Raw genomic sequence first — 17002 nt, 5'->3', positions numbered from 1 at the left:
CTATGAAAAAACTTTTACTTACGTTATTTATATCGTCAAGCATATCATTAACATTATTCGGACAAAAGCAAACCATATCATCAGTAGCACCCGGCGCCTGGCTAAGCCCGGCAACATGGGATTGTAACTGTGTTCCCGCACCAGGATATATCATTGAAGTAAATCATAATGTCATACTTAACACTAACTTTGGATATACATATGGTTCGGTAAATATCAATGCCGGTGCTTCATTAATAAAATTTGGTGACTTAGTAGATTTCGCAATAGGTGGTGGTTCTTTTACTAATGAAGGAGCTTTTGAAGTAGCCCGTTTTTATTCATCAGGCGGAACTGTAACAAACTCAGGCACCATGACTGTTACACAGGCTTTATATAATACAACAACTTTTTCAAACAATGGAATAATAAATGATGTTGACAGCTTGCGAAACGATGGTACTATTGAAAATATTCAGAATAGTGAAATTAACAGTACTTACTTTTGGAACAACGGTAATCTCAATAATGACGGACGTTTAAAGCTAACCAATTTTTTAAATTCAGTTTCATATACTGGGAATGGCACCATCTACACAACAGATTTCTTAAATACCGGAACTGCAACAACACACGACAGTGTGATTGTGAATTATGATTTTATGAATAAAGGAAGTTTTCAAAATTTATCTACTGTTCCTTTTAACGTTTACCATGACTTTTATAATGGTGATTCATTAAGTCATGATGCTGTATTTACAAACAATGGCTTTGTCAACATCAGCAATAATTTTACAAATGCCGATACATTAAAAGGAAGCAGCGGTTCATTCTGTATAGCTGCATACTCTACTAATTCAGGTTATATAAAAGGAACTGTTGATATCTGCGACCAGTCACCTTTATCAGGTCCTCCATATATTGATTTGAATAACGGAGTTGTTGAAAATACCGTTACTTCATGCACACACAGTTGTTCTGCCGGAATTGATGTAATCAGCAATAACATTGAAGGTATCGAAGTTTTTCCAAATCCATATTCAGATAATGCTACATTTATTTATCATTCGCCATCGACTACTAACGCATCGCTTGTGATCTACGATATAACAGGAAATGCAATTATAACTAAAAATTTCACAAGTGATGGAACAATAAAAATCACAAACGAATTACCTTCAGGAATATATTTCTACATTGTACGAAATGCAGAAGGAACAATACATTCAGGCAAACTGATTTCATTATGAGAAAGATAATTCTTTTTGTTTTTATAATTTTAATTTCAGAAATAAGTTCGGGAAATACTTTTACTGTAACCAACACCAATGATTCAGGAACAGGTTCTTTGCGAAGTACTATAACTTCGTCCAATTCAAATTCAGGAAGTGATGTGATAGCATTTAATATTCCAACATCTGATGCAAATTATAATTCTTCAACAGGAACATGGACAATAACACTTGCTTCTTACCTTCCATATATCACTAACGGGAACACCACAATTGACGGCACAACACAAACCACCAACCAGGGTGATACAAATCCAAATGGACCAGAAATTATTATCACCGGAGTAAATAATACAATTGCTCATGCCTTCTGCATAATGAATACAGCGAATAATATAATAAAGGGAATTACACTTCAGCGGCTTGTTTGCGGCATACAGATTTATGGTGCTAACGCAAAGAACAATCATGTTTACGGAAACTACATCGGGACAAATTACAATGCTACCGACAGTCTTGGCAACAATATAGGTATCGAAATAATCAGTGGGGCAAAACACAACATTGTTGGAGGGTCTTCAATTGAAGAAAGAAATATTGTATCGGGAAATCGTCATATTGGAATTCGTATTGTTAATGCTGATAGCAATATTGTTTCAGGAAATTTTGTAGGAACAAACAGAACTGCAACAGCTTCTCTTGGAAACTATGACGGCGTGAGCATTGAAGGAACCGCTAAGTATAACAATGTTGGAGGAAATAATCCTGCATTACGAAATATTATTTCGGGAAATAATGCTTACGGAGTCCCGATAATTGGAACAGATGCTAAATACAATAAAGTTTTTGGAAATTATATTGGCACAGACATCAATGGAAGCGCTGCTATTCCTAATACATACGGTGTTTTATTCGACGATGGTTCTTCTTATAATATTATTGGTGGTGATTCAATTTCATATAGGAATATTATTTCGGGAAATAGTGGTTACGGTGTTTTTGTATACAACAACGGAACTAATCACAATACCGTAAAAGGTAATTTCATTGGAACTGATAAAAACGGAACGCTTGCTTTGCCTAATGGAAACGGCGTAGTTATTGATGGTGCACCTGTTTATAATTATATCGACAACAACGTGATTTCGGGAAATGCACAACAGGGAATTGACATTCATGTAACATACACTGATAATAATTCAATCACACGAAATAAAATCGGAACCGATTCATCAGGGTTATTGCCGCTGGGCAACGCTTTCGATGGAATACGAATTGCCGAAGGCGCAAAAAATAATATTATCGGAGGAAGTGCCGGTAATGGAAATATCATTGCATACAACGGCTCTGCCGGGATATTCCTGATGACTGCAGGAGATATAAATAATAAAATATCCTGCAACTCCATTCACAATAATGGCACTTTGGGCATCGACCTCTTCCCTATCGGAACAAATTTAAATGATGCCGGCGACTCTGATACTGGGCCAAACATGATGATGAATTATCCTGTTATCACTTCCGCTGATTATTGGACTTACAACGGACTTACATTTATTCAAGGAACGATTGATTGCACAAATCCACTAACGACAAATATTGAAATTTACATAGCCGATTCCGATTCAAATTCATATGGTGAAGGAAAAACATATTTAGGTTGTGTAACGCCTGATGCTGGTGGCAACTGGAGCATTCATCTTTCAGGAATAAATGCAGGTGATGTTATAACATCTACTGCAACCGATGCTTCGGGCAATACATCTGAATTTTCGCACAATGCTTATGTAAACACCTATACAGGTTTAAATGATTTGCAAACAAATGATGATGTTGAGATTTATCCAAATCCGTTTCCTGATTTTTCAATTTTGAATTTTGAATATGAATCAAAAAATAATTACGCTGTTTTAATTTATAATAATGTTGGTCAAATTACCAAAAGTATTGAAAATATTAGCAATGGAAAAGTAATTATCGACAGGGATAATTTAAAAAACGGAATTTATTTTCTTCAATTGAAAAAGAATAATGAAATTATTAAAACCTCAAAAATAATTATTGACTGATGTTACGCAAACAAATAAATTCACACAAAGTAAAAGGTCATACAGGGCCGATTCTCCCGAAACGAGAGTGTAAGGATAATCGAGTCAAAGCCGGCCTTCTATTCAAAAATTATTCTTAAAGTATATGCCGTAGGCATAATCGCTTGGTAAAACCCAACATAGCAACAACGTGATGTGCTGTAAGCACTATCCTTTATTCAAACTTCAAATCTTAATTTCTAAACTATATACAAAACTTCAAATTCAATTTTATAAATCCAAAAATAGTTTTATTCATTTGAGTTTTGTAATTTGAATTTATTTAGGATTTAGTGCTTGGATTTTCTTATTGTGTAGTACCTACGGCACTTTTATATTTGATATTATAATTTTTTACCAAGCTGTAATCCCTACGGGATTGGAATAAAAAAATCAATAAATATATTACCTATCATTGCGAATTTATGTAAAATATTATTTTTCTGCGTAACATCAGTTATTGAATAAAAAGAAAAATTCCAAACCCTTTGCCTTGAGTTTGGAATTTTTCAGCTTTTATAATTTTGAATTTTATTTTTACTACATATGCATTCCCCCGTCAACACTAATAACCTGACCAGTAACGTATGATGAAAGGTTGCTTGCTAAAAATACTGTAACATCAGCAACATCATCAGTAGAGCCAGAACGTTTCAAAGGAATATTTTCAATCCAGTTCTTCTTTACATCTTCCGGAAGTTTTGCTGTCATTTCGGTTTCGATGAATCCCGGCGCTATTGCATTGCAGCGAATACTGCGCGAACCCAGTTCCTGTGCAATTGATTTTGTGAATCCGAGTATTCCTGCTTTTGATGCGGAATAGTTCGACTGTCCTGCATTTCCTTCAACACCAACAACCGAACTCATGTTGATGATTGAACCGTAACGTTGTTTCAGCATCACTTTCTGAACAGCTTTTGTAAGATTGAAAACAGATTTCAGATTCACATTAATAACAGCATCCCAATCGGCTTCTGTCATGCGCATCAGCAGGTTGTCGCGCGTAATACCTGCATTATTAACTAAAACATCAATAACAGGAAAATCTTTCAGTACCTCATTTATAAAATCATCAGAAGCTTTGAATGAGCTGGCATCGGAAGCATAGCCTTTTGCTTTAACACCATAACTCAATAATTCTTTTTCGAGTGATTCAGCTTGTGCATCGTAAAACAAATCGGAAAAAGCTACGTTGGCTCCTTCTTTGGCAAAGCGGATGGCAATGGTACGACCAATGCCGCGCGATGCGCCGGTTATTATTGCAGTTTTACCTTCAAGTAATTTCATGTTTAAAATTTTTGTTTAAAACTTTTTTTGATTTGCAAATATAAGAAAGTGTAAGAAATAAAAAGATATTTTGAACATTAGAATAATCGAACAACCGAGCATTCGAATAATTGAGCATGTGAATAATTGAACAGTTGAACATTGGAATAATTGAATAGTCGAACAATCGAATAACCGCAGAAGAGAACAATTGAATAAAAAAGTATTATTACAATTATTATTTTTTTTCTGTGCAATTAAACATCCATTGCACTCCGAATTTATCAACGCAATTGCCATAATATGCACCCCAGAACATTTCCTGTAATTCCATTATTACTCTACCACCTACTGCTAATGCATCGAACAATTTTTTTGTCTCTGCCCTGGTATCGGGCTCAAGCATGATGTGAACATTATTTCCTGTGTTCACTTTGAATCCCATCGATTCCGGTGCATCGGAGCCCATCAAAATGTGACCACCAAGTATGGGCAGTTCAATATGCAGTATAAGCTTTTTATCTTCTTCGGCCAACTGCGGAGAGCCTGCCGGTGGCGGGAAATCGCCAAAGTGTGCCACTCCACCCCCACTGAATTCACCACCAAAAACAGATTTATAAAAATTAAAAGCTTCCTCAGTATTGCGAGAAAAATTTAGATAAGTACTAACTTTTGACATAGTTTTATTTTTTATGAATTATTGTTTTTATTTATTCTTGCGCGTTTCATGACGCGTAATTTATTATTTTCTAATATGTAATATGACTTGCACGAAGCAATGCTGTCTCCGCTTAAATAATTTTAAGCTCTTTCAGAATTGTTTTAGTCAGTTCTATTCTGTAATTATTATTTAAGTCGTTGTAATCATTAACAAGCACATTCATTGCAAAAATTTTCGGACCCGAAGCGGTTTCAACAAAACCCACATACCAGCCAAGAACCTTATCATCCGTACAATCGCCGCTTCCCGTTTTACCGTATAGTTTGTAATTGTCAGTAGTTTCATAAAGCATTATGCTTTTTACAGCATCAATACTCCTGTCAGAAAAACCTTTTAATTTATGCTGATAAAATGCTTTTAAAAATTCCACCTGTTCGTTAATTGAAATTTCAATAGTGCCGCAAAGCCAGAATTTATCTATACCTCCTGAAATATCTTTATTCCCGTAATTTAAAATATCGATATATTTTTTCATCCTTTCAAATCCTATCCTCCTTGCTAATTCCTGGTAATACCAAACGCACGAATATTTGAAGGCATTTTTTAATGACAGATCATCATACCAGTATTTGTAAGGTGAATTGTTCAACATAAATGAATCTTTCGGATGAAGCAGACTGTCATATTTGATAACAAAGCTGGTATCAGTAATTACGCCAGTTTCAAGTCCTATAAGCGAATTCGTGATTTTAAAAGTGGAACAGGGCGAAAATCTTTTTTCACATTGTGCCTTATTATACTGAATATATTTGCTTGTGTTTATATCATAAATACAAAATCCTCCAACAAACTTTCCAAATATTTTATTCAAATCAACTGTATCCGTTATTTGCGAAAACGATTCGAATGATAGAAATATAAATATGTATAAAAATATTTGTTTAAGACTTTGCATGTTAAATTAGTATTAAATCCTTACTTGCACTTGTTGCGAACCATCGCAAACACAGGGAAACAATATTTTAATTATAATCCGCTAGATTTTAACATTTCTTTTGCGCAGTCAATAACAACATTTTCTGCTAAAGCTTTTGCATCATTAAAGTTTGTTAAAGTCCCTTTGTCATCCTTACACCATACTAATTTTGTTTCAGTATCCCAAAAAACCTCAAAGAGTTGATCATTATATTTGATATACCCTATTTTCTTTTTCATATAAAAAAATTAGTGTAACAAAGTAATAGCTATTTAGAAAAAACTAATGCAGTCTCATCTAACCAAAATTGATATTTTGCTTCAACTATTTTTGTTTTATCTTTCGAGTCATGTTCAATTTGCGAGATTATTGTAAAAAAAGGAGTGGTTGAAGTTGTGGCTGCGAAGTATTCATATTTATAAGCTTCATCAAATAAAACTTCTTTATTACAAGTAGTTGAAGTATTTTTTGCAGATATACTTTCTATCAAAAAAGTCATTGTATTGAGAATAGAATATGAAGTACAACCATGAATTGAAATCATTTTTCCTTTAGATTTCATTTTATCATCAAAGTATACATAGAGTGTCATATATTTCCACCTAGATAAAGATGCATCAATATACTTATTGTTATATGCTTCTGCCATAATTGTTGATGCTAAACCTGACTTTGATATATCATAAAATATATTGTTTTTTTCTGAGAGCAAATTAAAAACTGTAATTGGGTCTGTGTTTAAGGGTATGTTCCAATATAAATCACTTAGGAACTGTTTACCTTGTGTTGAAATCCCATCATTTACATTACTATATTTAACATTTGTTAAAAAGGTAAACATAATTAAAATAATCAAAAAATTATTATTTATTTTTTTCATATTTTATAATTTTAAATTCATGTATGAATCTAACATTTGCATTATTCTATTAATATTATTTCTCTTTTTAAAAAAAATTAATATTCTAATTACAATCAACAATAAAACAATTCAATAACCAGCAATTTATTTTTTAAATCCATTTTATCAAATAAAAATCCATGCGATGCGGCAATAGCGGATTCTTAGGAAACATGCGGAATGCAAAGTCGAACACACCGGAACGCGTTACAAAAATCTCAGTTTTATAATTCACCTGGTTGCGTTCGATATTTACAATCTTCATTTCATTTTTATAAAAGAAATCGGTAACCTGATCCATTACTTTCTGACCGAATATTACTTCGATGCCAATATCTTCGGGCGAAAGCTCATTAAGGTCCAATGAAATTTCAGCAATAAATTTTTCACCTAGTTTAAATGCACGCTTAGTAGAATCGGGAACACTCACCGAAAGCACTTCAACACTGTTCCACCCTCGTATGATCTTCTTTTTCCAGTTTGATAAATATCTCACCTGGTCATAATTGTTCTCTTTCAGTTTACAGGTACGTTCATAAAGCTTATTGTAATAATTATTACAGTAATCATCGAGCATGCGCTTGGTAGTAAAATGTGGCGCTATTTCGGCAATAGTATTTTTTATATGCGAGATCCATTTCGAAGGTACGCCATTTTTATCACGCTTGTAAAACATAGGAGCGATAACATCTTCGAGCAAATCATAAATAGTTTCGGCATCCAGTTCATCCTGGTATTGCGGATTTTTGTAAGTCATTTCTTCTTTCAGCGCCCAACCGGCTTTATCAATATAACCTTCAGCCCACCATCCGTCGAGAACACTGAAATTCATCACACCATTCATTACTGCTTTTTGCCCGCTTGTACCTGATGCTTCCATTGGACGTGCAGGTGTGTTCAGCCAGATATCAACTCCCTGAACCAATTTGGAAGCAATATCCATATCATAATTTTCAAGGAAAATTATCTTCCCTAAAAACTCTTTTCTTTTTGATACCTCTGTAATATATCTTATCAACTCCTGTCCTGCTCCATCGGCCGGATGCGCTTTACCGGCAAATATAAACTGAACAGGTTTATTCGGATTATTTACAATACGTGCAAGTTTTTCAAGATTTTTAAAAATAAGTTGTGCTCGTTTATATGTTGCAAAGCGTCTTGCAAATCCTATGGTGAGCGCGTTTTCATCTAAAGCATTCTGAAGCTCAATAATGGTCTTAGGGTTTTCCTGCCTGCGTTCCAGGTTATCCATTAAACGCCTTTTTACAAAATCAATAAGTTCTTTTCTTTGACTTTGTTTTATCTTCCATACCTCATCATCCGAAACGTGAAAAATATTTCTCCAATGCTCGGCATTCGATTGATCGTTATTAAATCCTTCTCCAAATTCAGCATTATAAAGTTGTTTCCATTTCTTTGCAGCCCATGTAGGATAATGAACTCCATTGGTAACATATCCTATATGCAACTCATCACTAAAATATCCATCCCATATATGGCTGAACATTTCGCGTGTAACACGTCCATGAATCTTACTTACACCATTTACTTCCTGTGATAACTTTAGCGCCAAAACACTCATGCTGAATTTTTCGCCCGGAACATTTTCCTTTGCTCTTCCAAGGTTCATAAAAGCATCCCAGCTAATATTCAGTCGTTCGGCATAATGAGGAATATAGGTTCTTAATAAATCTTCACTGAATTCATCATGACCAGCGGGAACTGGCGTATGCGTGGTAAATAATGAAGATGCCCTAACAATTTCAATGGCTTCCTGGAAAGTAAAAAATTCATCCTGGACCAGTTTACGCATTCTTTCAACACCCATAAAAGCGGCATGACCTTCATTGCAATGATATATATCAGGAGTAATATTTACTGCATCCAGCAAACGTATTCCGCCGGCACCAAGAAGGATTTCCTGTTTCAAGCGGTTTTCCCATTCCCCGCCATATAAGCGATGCGTTATAAAACGGTCTTCAGCAGAATTTTCTTCAATATCGGTATCCAGTAAATATAATGGAACTCTTCCAACATCAACACGCCAAACCTTGGCATACAACGTACGGCCGGGTAATGCCAGCCTTATTTTCAACCAGGAACCATTATTACTATCGCTTTCATCTCCATTATTTACACGTACAGGATGCAACGGTAAATGTGAAAATTTTTGAGGATAATAATTTTCAAGTTGTTCACCATTGAGCGCTAATTCCTGTGAAAAATATCCATACCTGTATAAAAGCCCAATACCTGTAATATTTATATTTGAATCGCTGCATTGTTTTAAATAATCACCGGCTAATACTCCCAGTCCACCTGAAAATATTTTCACCGAATCGTGCAAACCATACTCCATACTAAAATATGCAATTGCAGGAGATTTTTTATTACATCCTTCCAATAAATAATTACCGAATTTTTCATAAACACTTTTCAGATTATCCCTGAATTCTTTATCTCTTTCCAGTTCCAGTAATTGTTCGTATGATAATGATTCCAGCATAGCAATTGGATTATGCTGTGATTTTTCCCACAATTCAGGATTGACCATCTCGAATAATTCTTTTGCATCATTATTCCATGACCACCATAAATTTTTCGTCAGCTTTACCAATTCGGATAATCCTTCAGGATAATCGGATTTTACCAGTATTTTTTTCCACGTAGGTTTAACACCTTGTACAGGACGTAGAATTGTTGTTTGTTCAGGTAATTGTTTTTTAGAAAATAATGTTTCGCGCTGTGCAACCTCACGGAGCGCTTTATCATATATTTTGTAATAATTATTTATAAAATTAACCCATAAGCCATCATGAGATATTTCATGTGCTTTTTTCCTTGAACTTTTTTTATCTTCAAAATTCCGGTGAAGACAGCGCGTAAGACCAGCAGCTATTTGCTCAACAACAGATTCATCATTATCATCATCGCGATCAATAACTAAAATTCCTTTTTCGAGTTTGCCATATGTATTACGAATCCAATTTCCGAAACCTGCCAAAGTAGTTGTTATCGTAGGAATGTGAAATGCTATGCTTTCCATTGGCGTATAACCCCATGGCTCATAATATGACGGGAAGACCGTAACATCAAATCCAATCAGCAGTTCGTAATAATGCATGTTAAATATTCCATCGCTGCCATTCAAATAAGAAGGAACAAAAATTATTTTTACTTTACTTCCCTTTTCATTAGATATTCCTGAGCTATAGATTTTTTTCAATACAGGATCATTGTCCGGGTCATGAAGGTAATGAGTAAGAAATTCATGATGCAGGGATTGCTCGTAATTGGGTTTGCCTATACGTTCATATACATCTTTCCTTGGTCCTGCATTGTTTGCAGGCACCATAATGAAAGCAATAATATCTTTATCTAAATCAGGATTATTGTACAACCTGGTCAGTGCATCAATATATAAATCGATCCCTTTATTACGAAATTCATAACGTCCGCTAATGAGCACCAACATACTGTCGCGCTGCAACTCCTGGTTTAACAAGGCTTCTGCAACATCAAATAATTTCACACGTGCTTCATCTCTTTTTTCTTCGAAAACATTTTCCGGTGGAAGAAATGATGAATCGAAACCATTTGGAGTAATTACATCCGCTTCTTTTTCCAGAAATTGTTTGCATTCTTTATTTGTAATTTCACTAACGGTAGTAAATCCGTCAGCATTCTGAGCCGAGAGTTTTTCAAGCGATTGTTTTGAAACAATATTAAAATTACGCGCAAGCACATCGGCATTAAAGCTTTCAATGTCTTTATATAAAGGCAAACCATTACCGGCAACAGATCTTCCCAAAGCTGTTGCATGTGTAGTAAATACAGTTCCCACCTGGGGAATATTATCTTTTAAATATAAAATCCCGGTTCCTGTCATCCATTCATGGAACTGGGCAATGATACGGTCACGTCCGCTAATATTGAATTCATAAAAGCTTTCAATAATTTTTGCTGCAGCAAATCCAAACATTGCAGGTTCAATGTAGTCCCACTGTCCGGGTAAAGAATCGAGTTTATAATTCTCCCATAATTTTGCGAAAATTTTATCCTTAACAACGAAGTATGGTGTGAAATCAACAAGAATAGCAACGGGGTTTCCAGCAATATTCCACCGGCCCAGCCTGAAACGTAATCCTTGTTTTTCTGCTTCTTCGCGCCAGCTGCGGTACAAAAATTTATCTTCTGTAAATTCAGGATTATCCTTGGTTTCTTTCCAAACATCGGGACCAATAAAAATGTAATTATCTTTTAGTTCAGATACTAACGTTGAAGCTTTTGTGGAAATTACAGTATAAATACCTCCAACTTTATTACATACTTCCCAACTGATCTCAAATAAATAATCAGGTTTCAGAATATTTTCTTCTGACATAATTTTATCCTTTATATTACAAAAAGTAAAAATAATAAATAAATGCCAAATGGTTGAATAAATACAGGAAGAATTATGAATTGATGTTACGCAAAATCATTATTTGTATCGAAACAACATTATTTTATTATTATTATGTCCCGTTAGGGACAACAGCTTGGTAAAGAAAGGTACAACTCACTTCTTATTGTACCGTAGGCACTAAACATTCAAGACTATATAGCTTTCAAGCACGCTCAGTTAATTGGGTTGTGCCTATCTGCCTCGTTGGCATGGCGGGTGGCATATATTCTTAAAATCCTTATTAATTAAAGTTTTTAAAATTTTATTTTGAGTTTTGCGTAACATCAGTTAATAAAAGAAAATTATAAAAACCTAAATATTTTTTTTCGAAGCAAAATATTTTTTAATCTGTTCTTCAATTAGTCTTCTCGCTTCTTTTACCTCTTTGGATTTAGGTAATTTTATCCTGTTTAGCGCTGTAGTAAGTTTTCTTCCGGCTCCCTGCCCTATTGAACTTCTTACTTTATCGGTTAATTCTTCGCCGGCGCCTTGTAATGCCATTGCAAGAATTTTAAGATCATATTCTTTAAAAATTTGTTTTATTGCAGGACGTGCAAGCGATTCCAAAAGTTTAATCTCGCTGCCTCTAACTTTTATTTCTTGTTTTTTATTTACAGTTTCTTTTACAACCTTTGATTTAGCTATCTTTTGAATTTTTTCAGAAATAACTTTTTTAGCTGTTTTCTTCTTAACAACTTCTTTGATTTCATTTATTTTTTTCTGAACAGGTTGTAGTACCGATTTTTTTATTTCTGGTTGTTCTGCTTTTTCATTTTCAGAAACAACAGGTATTGCAGCCATTCCATGACATTTCTCATCTAATCGTATTTGAAAATCAGAAAGGATGTTCATGAAATTAATGAAAGCTTCATAAGGTGAATTGAACGGGTTGAAATATTTATGCACATCGCCATCGGAAAACCATTTAGTACACATGTAATAAAAATGGTCGCTGGTTTGAAGATATTTCCAGTCGCGGATAATATTTTCATCCGAACAATGATTTACTTTGTCTTCCAGTTCATACAAACGGTTAAAAGCATCATCCTGCAATTCATTTCCAAGCCATGCTGTTAAATCTCTTTCTTCATCGGCCCATGAAATGGGATAAGGAACGTATATCGGCGAAACCGGTTGTAAAAGATTTGTAAGTTCAGAAGGTGTATTAAATTTAAAATTGGAATGCGATAGAACACGACCGGGCAATGCTTTCAGAAAATCAAAAATTCCTGTCTCAGGCCATTGATGTTCTCCGAATGTTTCGTAATCCATGAACAGGTTTATACATTCTTCCCTTCCATCAACACTATTTAACCAGTCTACATATTTTTCAGTGGTAACAGGCCATTCGCTCCATGATTGCTGAGAAAACCGGAATGCAATATCATCGCTTAACCTGAAATTTTTAAGTAATAATTTTAATTTGGGATTGATAGAATTGCAATACATATAATTCGGGCTTTTCCACCCCAGTATATGTTTGGCGCCTTCGGTAAGCATGGTTTTAAATCCCATTTCCGAAACCATTTCGCCAATACCATCAGAATAAATAAGCTCTGTATTACGGAATGTAGTAGGCTTTTTACCAAATAGCCTTTCTATTTTTGCTGCCTGTTCATTAACCTGTTTAAAAAATTCATTTTTACTTTTTAATGAACTCAGCGAGTGAGAATATGTTTCGGCAAGAAATTCAACACAACCTGTTTCAGCCAAACGCTGGAAACTTTCCAAAACATCTGGGGTATACATTTCAAATTGGTCGAGAGCAGTACCGCTTATTGAATAACTTACTTTGAATGAAGAACCAAATTCTTTAATAAGATTAAGAATGACATTATTAGCAGGAATATAGCATTTATCGGCTACTCTTCGGAGTATATACCTATTTGCATAGTCGTCGAAATAATTATGGTTCACGCCAATATCAAAGAAACGGAATGTTCTTAACCTAAACGGCTGATGAACCTGAAAATAAAAACAAATTGATTTCATTATAATAATTTTTGAAAACTTTTAACTTCAATTTTACTTATTCAACATCATATCATAAATATACTTTACCCTTATTGCTGAATTATCCCACTTCATATTATCTACTTCAATTTTTCCGTAGCGCATAAACATTTTACTGAGGGCATTGTAATGCAAAAGCCCATATATAGCATCAGATAAAGCATCAATATCCCAGAAATCGACTTTCATTGCATAACGTAAAACTTCAGAAACACCCGATTGTTTAGAAATAACAACAGGTACGCTGCTTCGCATAGCTTCTAACGGAGATATTCCGAAAGGCTCCGAAACTGATGGCATCACGTAAACATCACTCATAGCAAACATCCGGTCAACATCATCACCTTTTAAAAATCCGGTAAAGTGAAATTTTGTAGAAATGCGTAATTGCGCTACACGTTTTATCATACGGTTCAGCATGTCGCCCTGCCCTGCCATTACAAAACGGACATTGCCATCTTTTTGTAATACTTTATTTGCAGCTTCAACAAAATAATCAGGACCTTTCTGAAAAGTAACCCGACCAAGAAATGTTACTACTTTTTCTTTCACATGTTTCTTTGCATCCAGAACAGCAGGATTAACAGGATCATCAACAGCATTATGAACAGTAATCACTTTATCAGGATGAATTCCGTAACGGTCAATCACGATCTGCCGGGTTAAATTACTTACGGTAATAATCATATCGGCAGCTTCCATTCCTTTACGTTCAATATCGTAAACATTCTGGTTTATATTTTCACCGGAACGATCGAACTCTGTAGCATGGACGTGAATTACCAATGGTTTACCGCTGATATTTTTTGCAGCTATACCTGCAGGATAAGTAAGCCAGTCGTGCGCATGAATCACATCAAAAGTATTCGTAGCAGCTAGCGATGTTGCAATCAACGCATAACGCGACACTTCCTGCATAAGGTCTTTGCCATACTTCCCGCTAAACACAAAATGTTCAGAAAATACTGATTGATTTATATCAGCTCCATCAAGTAGATTTTGTGAAATAATTTTCTGAAACTCTTCAGGTGATGTGTAAGGAATCAGGTTTGAACCTATTTCCATATAAGTGATCTGTTTCCAATATTCCTGGTATATCTCATTCCTGATATCAATACTTACATCACTTGCATTGATAAGCCTTACAGCTTCCTGACTTTCGTCGCCATATGCTTTAGGAACAACAAATAATATTTCCACACCCTGCTTCAGCAATGCTTTTGTCAGCCCAAAACATGCTGTTCCCAACCCACCAGTAATATGAGGAGGAAACTCCCAACCAAACATTAATACTTTCATTCTATTTTTAAATTTTGTTTGTGGTTTGTAGTTAGTTGTTTGTTGTTAAAAAATTATTTAATGAGAATAACAAAAAACTACAATTATTGCCTACAAACTATTTTTCATATTTCTCGATCAACTTCCACATTCGTAATATCTCTGCAACACTCCATGCCTGCGAAATCGCGCCACCTGCTTTATGCGGAGGATCGCCATCATACACTTCCGATATGGTTCCAATGCAATGTTCTTTCATTGCTGAGTCAAATCCGTCATACAACGATTTTATGAATGGTAATCCGCTTTTACCATGAACTTTTAAATATCCTTCTGCAAAATGCCCGAGCAACCATGGCCACACCGTTCCCTGGTGATACGCCATATCCCGCTCTACCTGGTTTCCGGCATAAATACCTTTATAATCGGGATGTTTAGGAGTGAGTGTTCTTAACCCGCGAGGTGTCAAAAGATCCTGTTGAATTTTCTCTAAAATCAATTGACGTATTTTTTCACTCAATGGAACATAAGGAAGAGAAGTTGCAAAAACCATATTCGGTCTAACAGTCCAATCAGCAAAATCACCATTAACATAATCGGCAAGGTAACCTCTGTCTTTACACCAGAATGTATTCTTAAACGACTCGGGAATAATGCCGGCAATACCTTTCCATTCTTCAATAAATGATTCATCTTCTGCCATGCATGCAACTTCCAGTGAAAACATAATCGCGTTATACCATAAAGCGCTTAATTCAACAGCTTGTCCAATTCGTGGTGTTACAGGCTTTCCTCCAACAATTGCATCCATCCAAGTTACGGCACTTCCCTGTTCACCGGCATATATTAATCCATTATCAAGCATTTTAATATTGTACAAAGTTCCATCCTTGAAACCTTTTAATATCATTTGCATTTTACGACCGTATTCTTTCCAAATCTGTTCTTTGGTATTGGTATATTCAGCATACTGCTGTAAAGCCCAGAAAAACCAAAGTGGAGCATCAGCCGAGTTGAACGCCGCATTATGACCTTCTCCAACATTGGGGAATAATGGTCCGTGTAATTCTGTTAAAGCTGTATCGAGAACAGCTTTACATGTTTTGGGATCATCAATAGCAAGAGTTAATCCCGGCAATGAAATGAAAGTATCGCGCCCCCATGCTCCAAACCAAGGGAAGCCTGCCTTTATTTTTGTTTTCTTATCACGGCGTACAACAAACTGGTGAGCCGAATTGACAAGGTTATTATAAAAACTATCGCGAGGAATTCTTCTTTTAGTTTCTGATGTAAAAAGTTTTTTCAGAAGCGCAGGGTTGATATCACTTGTACCTGCTGAGAACACTACTGATTCTCCTTTTTTTATAGGCAATTCAAAGAAGCCGGGAACAAATAAATCTTCCTGGTAATCGTATCCCCTGTTTTGCTCTTCTGAATATTCAATATTATAATTCCAATCAGGAGCATGGGTATATTCAACAGTTTTGGAAAACTGCATGAAAAGATTAGTATACCCGGAGTACATCCTGTATTTTATTCCATTTTCTATTTTTTCATATTTCCTGTCTACAAAAACATTTGCATGTGCCAGTTTATGTACATTACGGAAAGCAAGAAAAGGTTTAAACCTAAGGATTGTCGGAGAATGAGCATCCTCGAGAGTATATTTTATCAGTAAACGTTCATCATCAATTGCAAGTAGTAATTCCATAGAAAGAATTACTCCACCAACACGAAATGTCAACTTAGGAATAGGTTCTGTTGTAAAATCGCTGAAATATTTATTTCCTTTCGGACTATAAACTCCGCCAGGATATTTATGAATTCCGAAATTAAATTCAGCATCTCTTTGCACCACAGAAATATCAAGTGTTGAAAGCAAAACATGATTTTCGCCATCAAGTGCAGGTTGAGGTGTTACAAGCAAACCATGATATTTTCGGGTGTTACACCCTATTATTGTTGTACAGGCATACGATCCTGCCCGATTTGAACGAAGCAGTTCTTTGCTCAGAATATATTCTAAATTAACCAGTTGGCTTTTATCAAAAGTTAGATAACTCATAAAATTTTGCCTTAAAAAGAAATGATTTGCAAATATAATTAATTTTTCATTGCTGTCCGACTAAAATTTAGCCAAACAAATTAAGTTGTAAATATAG

At 35.0% G+C, this 17002-nt stretch carries 11 protein-coding genes and 1 pseudogene; 2 read left to right on the top strand and 10 right to left on the bottom strand.

Translation table 11 applies throughout. From position 1 onward, the window contains the following. The first annotated feature begins 2 nt into the window (after positions 1–2). Positions 3–1229, top strand: coding sequence for a T9SS type A sorting domain-containing protein (locus tag PKK00_08940; GenBank protein ID HNW98519.1), 1227 nt, complete (start codon positions 3–5; stop codon positions 1227–1229). Next, complete coding sequence (locus PKK00_08935) at positions 1226–3280, top strand: T9SS type A sorting domain-containing protein (GenBank protein ID HNW98518.1); 2055 nt, start codon at positions 1226–1228, stop codon at positions 3278–3280. Before PKK00_08940 ends, PKK00_08935 begins: the two co-directional genes overlap by 4 nt. 558 nt (positions 3281–3838) lie before the next feature. Here the strand turns inward: PKK00_08935 and fabG are convergent. The 10 genes and pseudogenes from fabG to PKK00_08885 form a co-directional block, all read right to left on the bottom strand. Then, positions 3839–4585 carry a 3-oxoacyl-[acyl-carrier-protein] reductase gene (gene fabG, locus PKK00_08930; protein ID HNW98517.1) on the bottom strand — a complete coding sequence of 249 codons (747 nt, stop codon included), beginning with the start codon at positions 4583–4585 and terminating at the stop codon, positions 3839–3841. A gap of 217 nt (positions 4586–4802) precedes the next feature. Further along, positions 4803–5243 (bottom strand): VOC family protein, encoded by a 441-nt coding sequence (locus PKK00_08925; protein HNW98516.1) that lies wholly within the window; start codon positions 5241–5243, stop codon positions 4803–4805. Positions 5244–5355: 112 nt separating this feature from the next. Then, a complete protein-coding gene (locus PKK00_08920; protein ID HNW98515.1) occupies positions 5356–6180 on the bottom strand; it encodes a penicillin-binding transpeptidase domain-containing protein in 825 nt (274 codons plus the stop codon). Positions 6181–6251: 71 nt separating this feature from the next. After that, entirely contained in the window at positions 6252–6440 is a 189-nt protein-coding gene (locus tag PKK00_08915; protein HNW98514.1) for a hypothetical protein, read from the bottom strand. Between the two features lie 29 nt (positions 6441–6469). After that, positions 6470–7081 (bottom strand): hypothetical protein, encoded by a 612-nt coding sequence (locus PKK00_08910; GenBank protein HNW98513.1) that lies wholly within the window; start codon positions 7079–7081, stop codon positions 6470–6472. A 133-nt stretch (positions 7082–7214) separates the two neighbouring features. Then, positions 7215–11486, bottom strand: a complete 4272-nt coding sequence (gene glgP / locus PKK00_08905) for an alpha-glucan family phosphorylase (GenBank protein ID HNW98512.1) — start codon at positions 11484–11486, stop codon at positions 7215–7217. Between the two features lie 375 nt (positions 11487–11861). Then, positions 11862–12350, bottom strand: a complete 489-nt coding sequence (locus PKK00_08900) for a FliG C-terminal domain-containing protein (GenBank protein ID HNW98511.1) — start codon at positions 12348–12350, stop codon at positions 11862–11864. A gap of 12 nt (positions 12351–12362) precedes the next feature. Then, positions 12363–13541: pseudogene (locus PKK00_08895) on the bottom strand (glycoside hydrolase family 57 protein). Positions 13542–13574: 33 nt separating this feature from the next. Further along, on the bottom strand, positions 13575–14861 hold the full coding sequence (locus PKK00_08890; GenBank protein HNW98510.1) for a glycosyltransferase family 4 protein: 1287 nt from the start codon (positions 14859–14861) through the stop codon (positions 13575–13577). A gap of 97 nt (positions 14862–14958) precedes the next feature. Beyond that, positions 14959–16905, bottom strand: a complete 1947-nt coding sequence (locus PKK00_08885; GenBank protein HNW98509.1) for an amylo-alpha-1,6-glucosidase — start codon at positions 16903–16905, stop codon at positions 14959–14961. Positions 16906–17002 lie beyond the last annotated feature (97 nt).

Source organism: Bacteroidales bacterium (assembly GCA_035353855.1).
Classification (GTDB): Bacteria; Bacteroidota; Bacteroidia; order Bacteroidales; family CG2-30-32-10; genus DAOQAK01.
Note: the sequence above shows the minus strand (reverse complement) of the source record. Positions and strands in the feature narration are given on the sequence as shown.

Coding starts and splice junctions, on each gene's coding strand:
- PKK00_08940 (HNW98519.1), top strand. CDS start 3: ATGAAAAAACTTTTACTTACGTTATTTATATCGTCAAGCATATCATTA.
- PKK00_08935 (HNW98518.1), top strand. CDS start 1,226: ATGAGAAAGATAATTCTTTTTGTTTTTATAATTTTAATTTCAGAAATA.
- fabG (HNW98517.1), bottom strand. CDS start 4,585: ATGAAATTACTTGAAGGTAAAACTGCAATAATAACCGGCGCATCGCGC.
- PKK00_08925 (HNW98516.1), bottom strand. CDS start 5,243: ATGTCAAAAGTTAGTACTTATCTAAATTTTTCTCGCAATACTGAGGAA.
- PKK00_08920 (HNW98515.1), bottom strand. CDS start 6,180: ATGCAAAGTCTTAAACAAATATTTTTATACATATTTATATTTCTATCA.
- PKK00_08915 (HNW98514.1), bottom strand. CDS start 6,440: ATGAAAAAGAAAATAGGGTATATCAAATATAATGATCAACTCTTTGAG.
- PKK00_08910 (HNW98513.1), bottom strand. CDS start 7,081: ATGAAAAAAATAAATAATAATTTTTTGATTATTTTAATTATGTTTACC.
- glgP (HNW98512.1), bottom strand. CDS start 11,486: ATGTCAGAAGAAAATATTCTGAAACCTGATTATTTATTTGAGATCAGT.
- PKK00_08900 (HNW98511.1), bottom strand. CDS start 12,350: ATGGCTGCAATACCTGTTGTTTCTGAAAATGAAAAAGCAGAACAACCA.
- PKK00_08890 (HNW98510.1), bottom strand. CDS start 14,861: ATGAAAGTATTAATGTTTGGTTGGGAGTTTCCTCCTCATATTACTGGT.
- PKK00_08885 (HNW98509.1), bottom strand. CDS start 16,905: ATGAGTTATCTAACTTTTGATAAAAGCCAACTGGTTAATTTAGAATAT.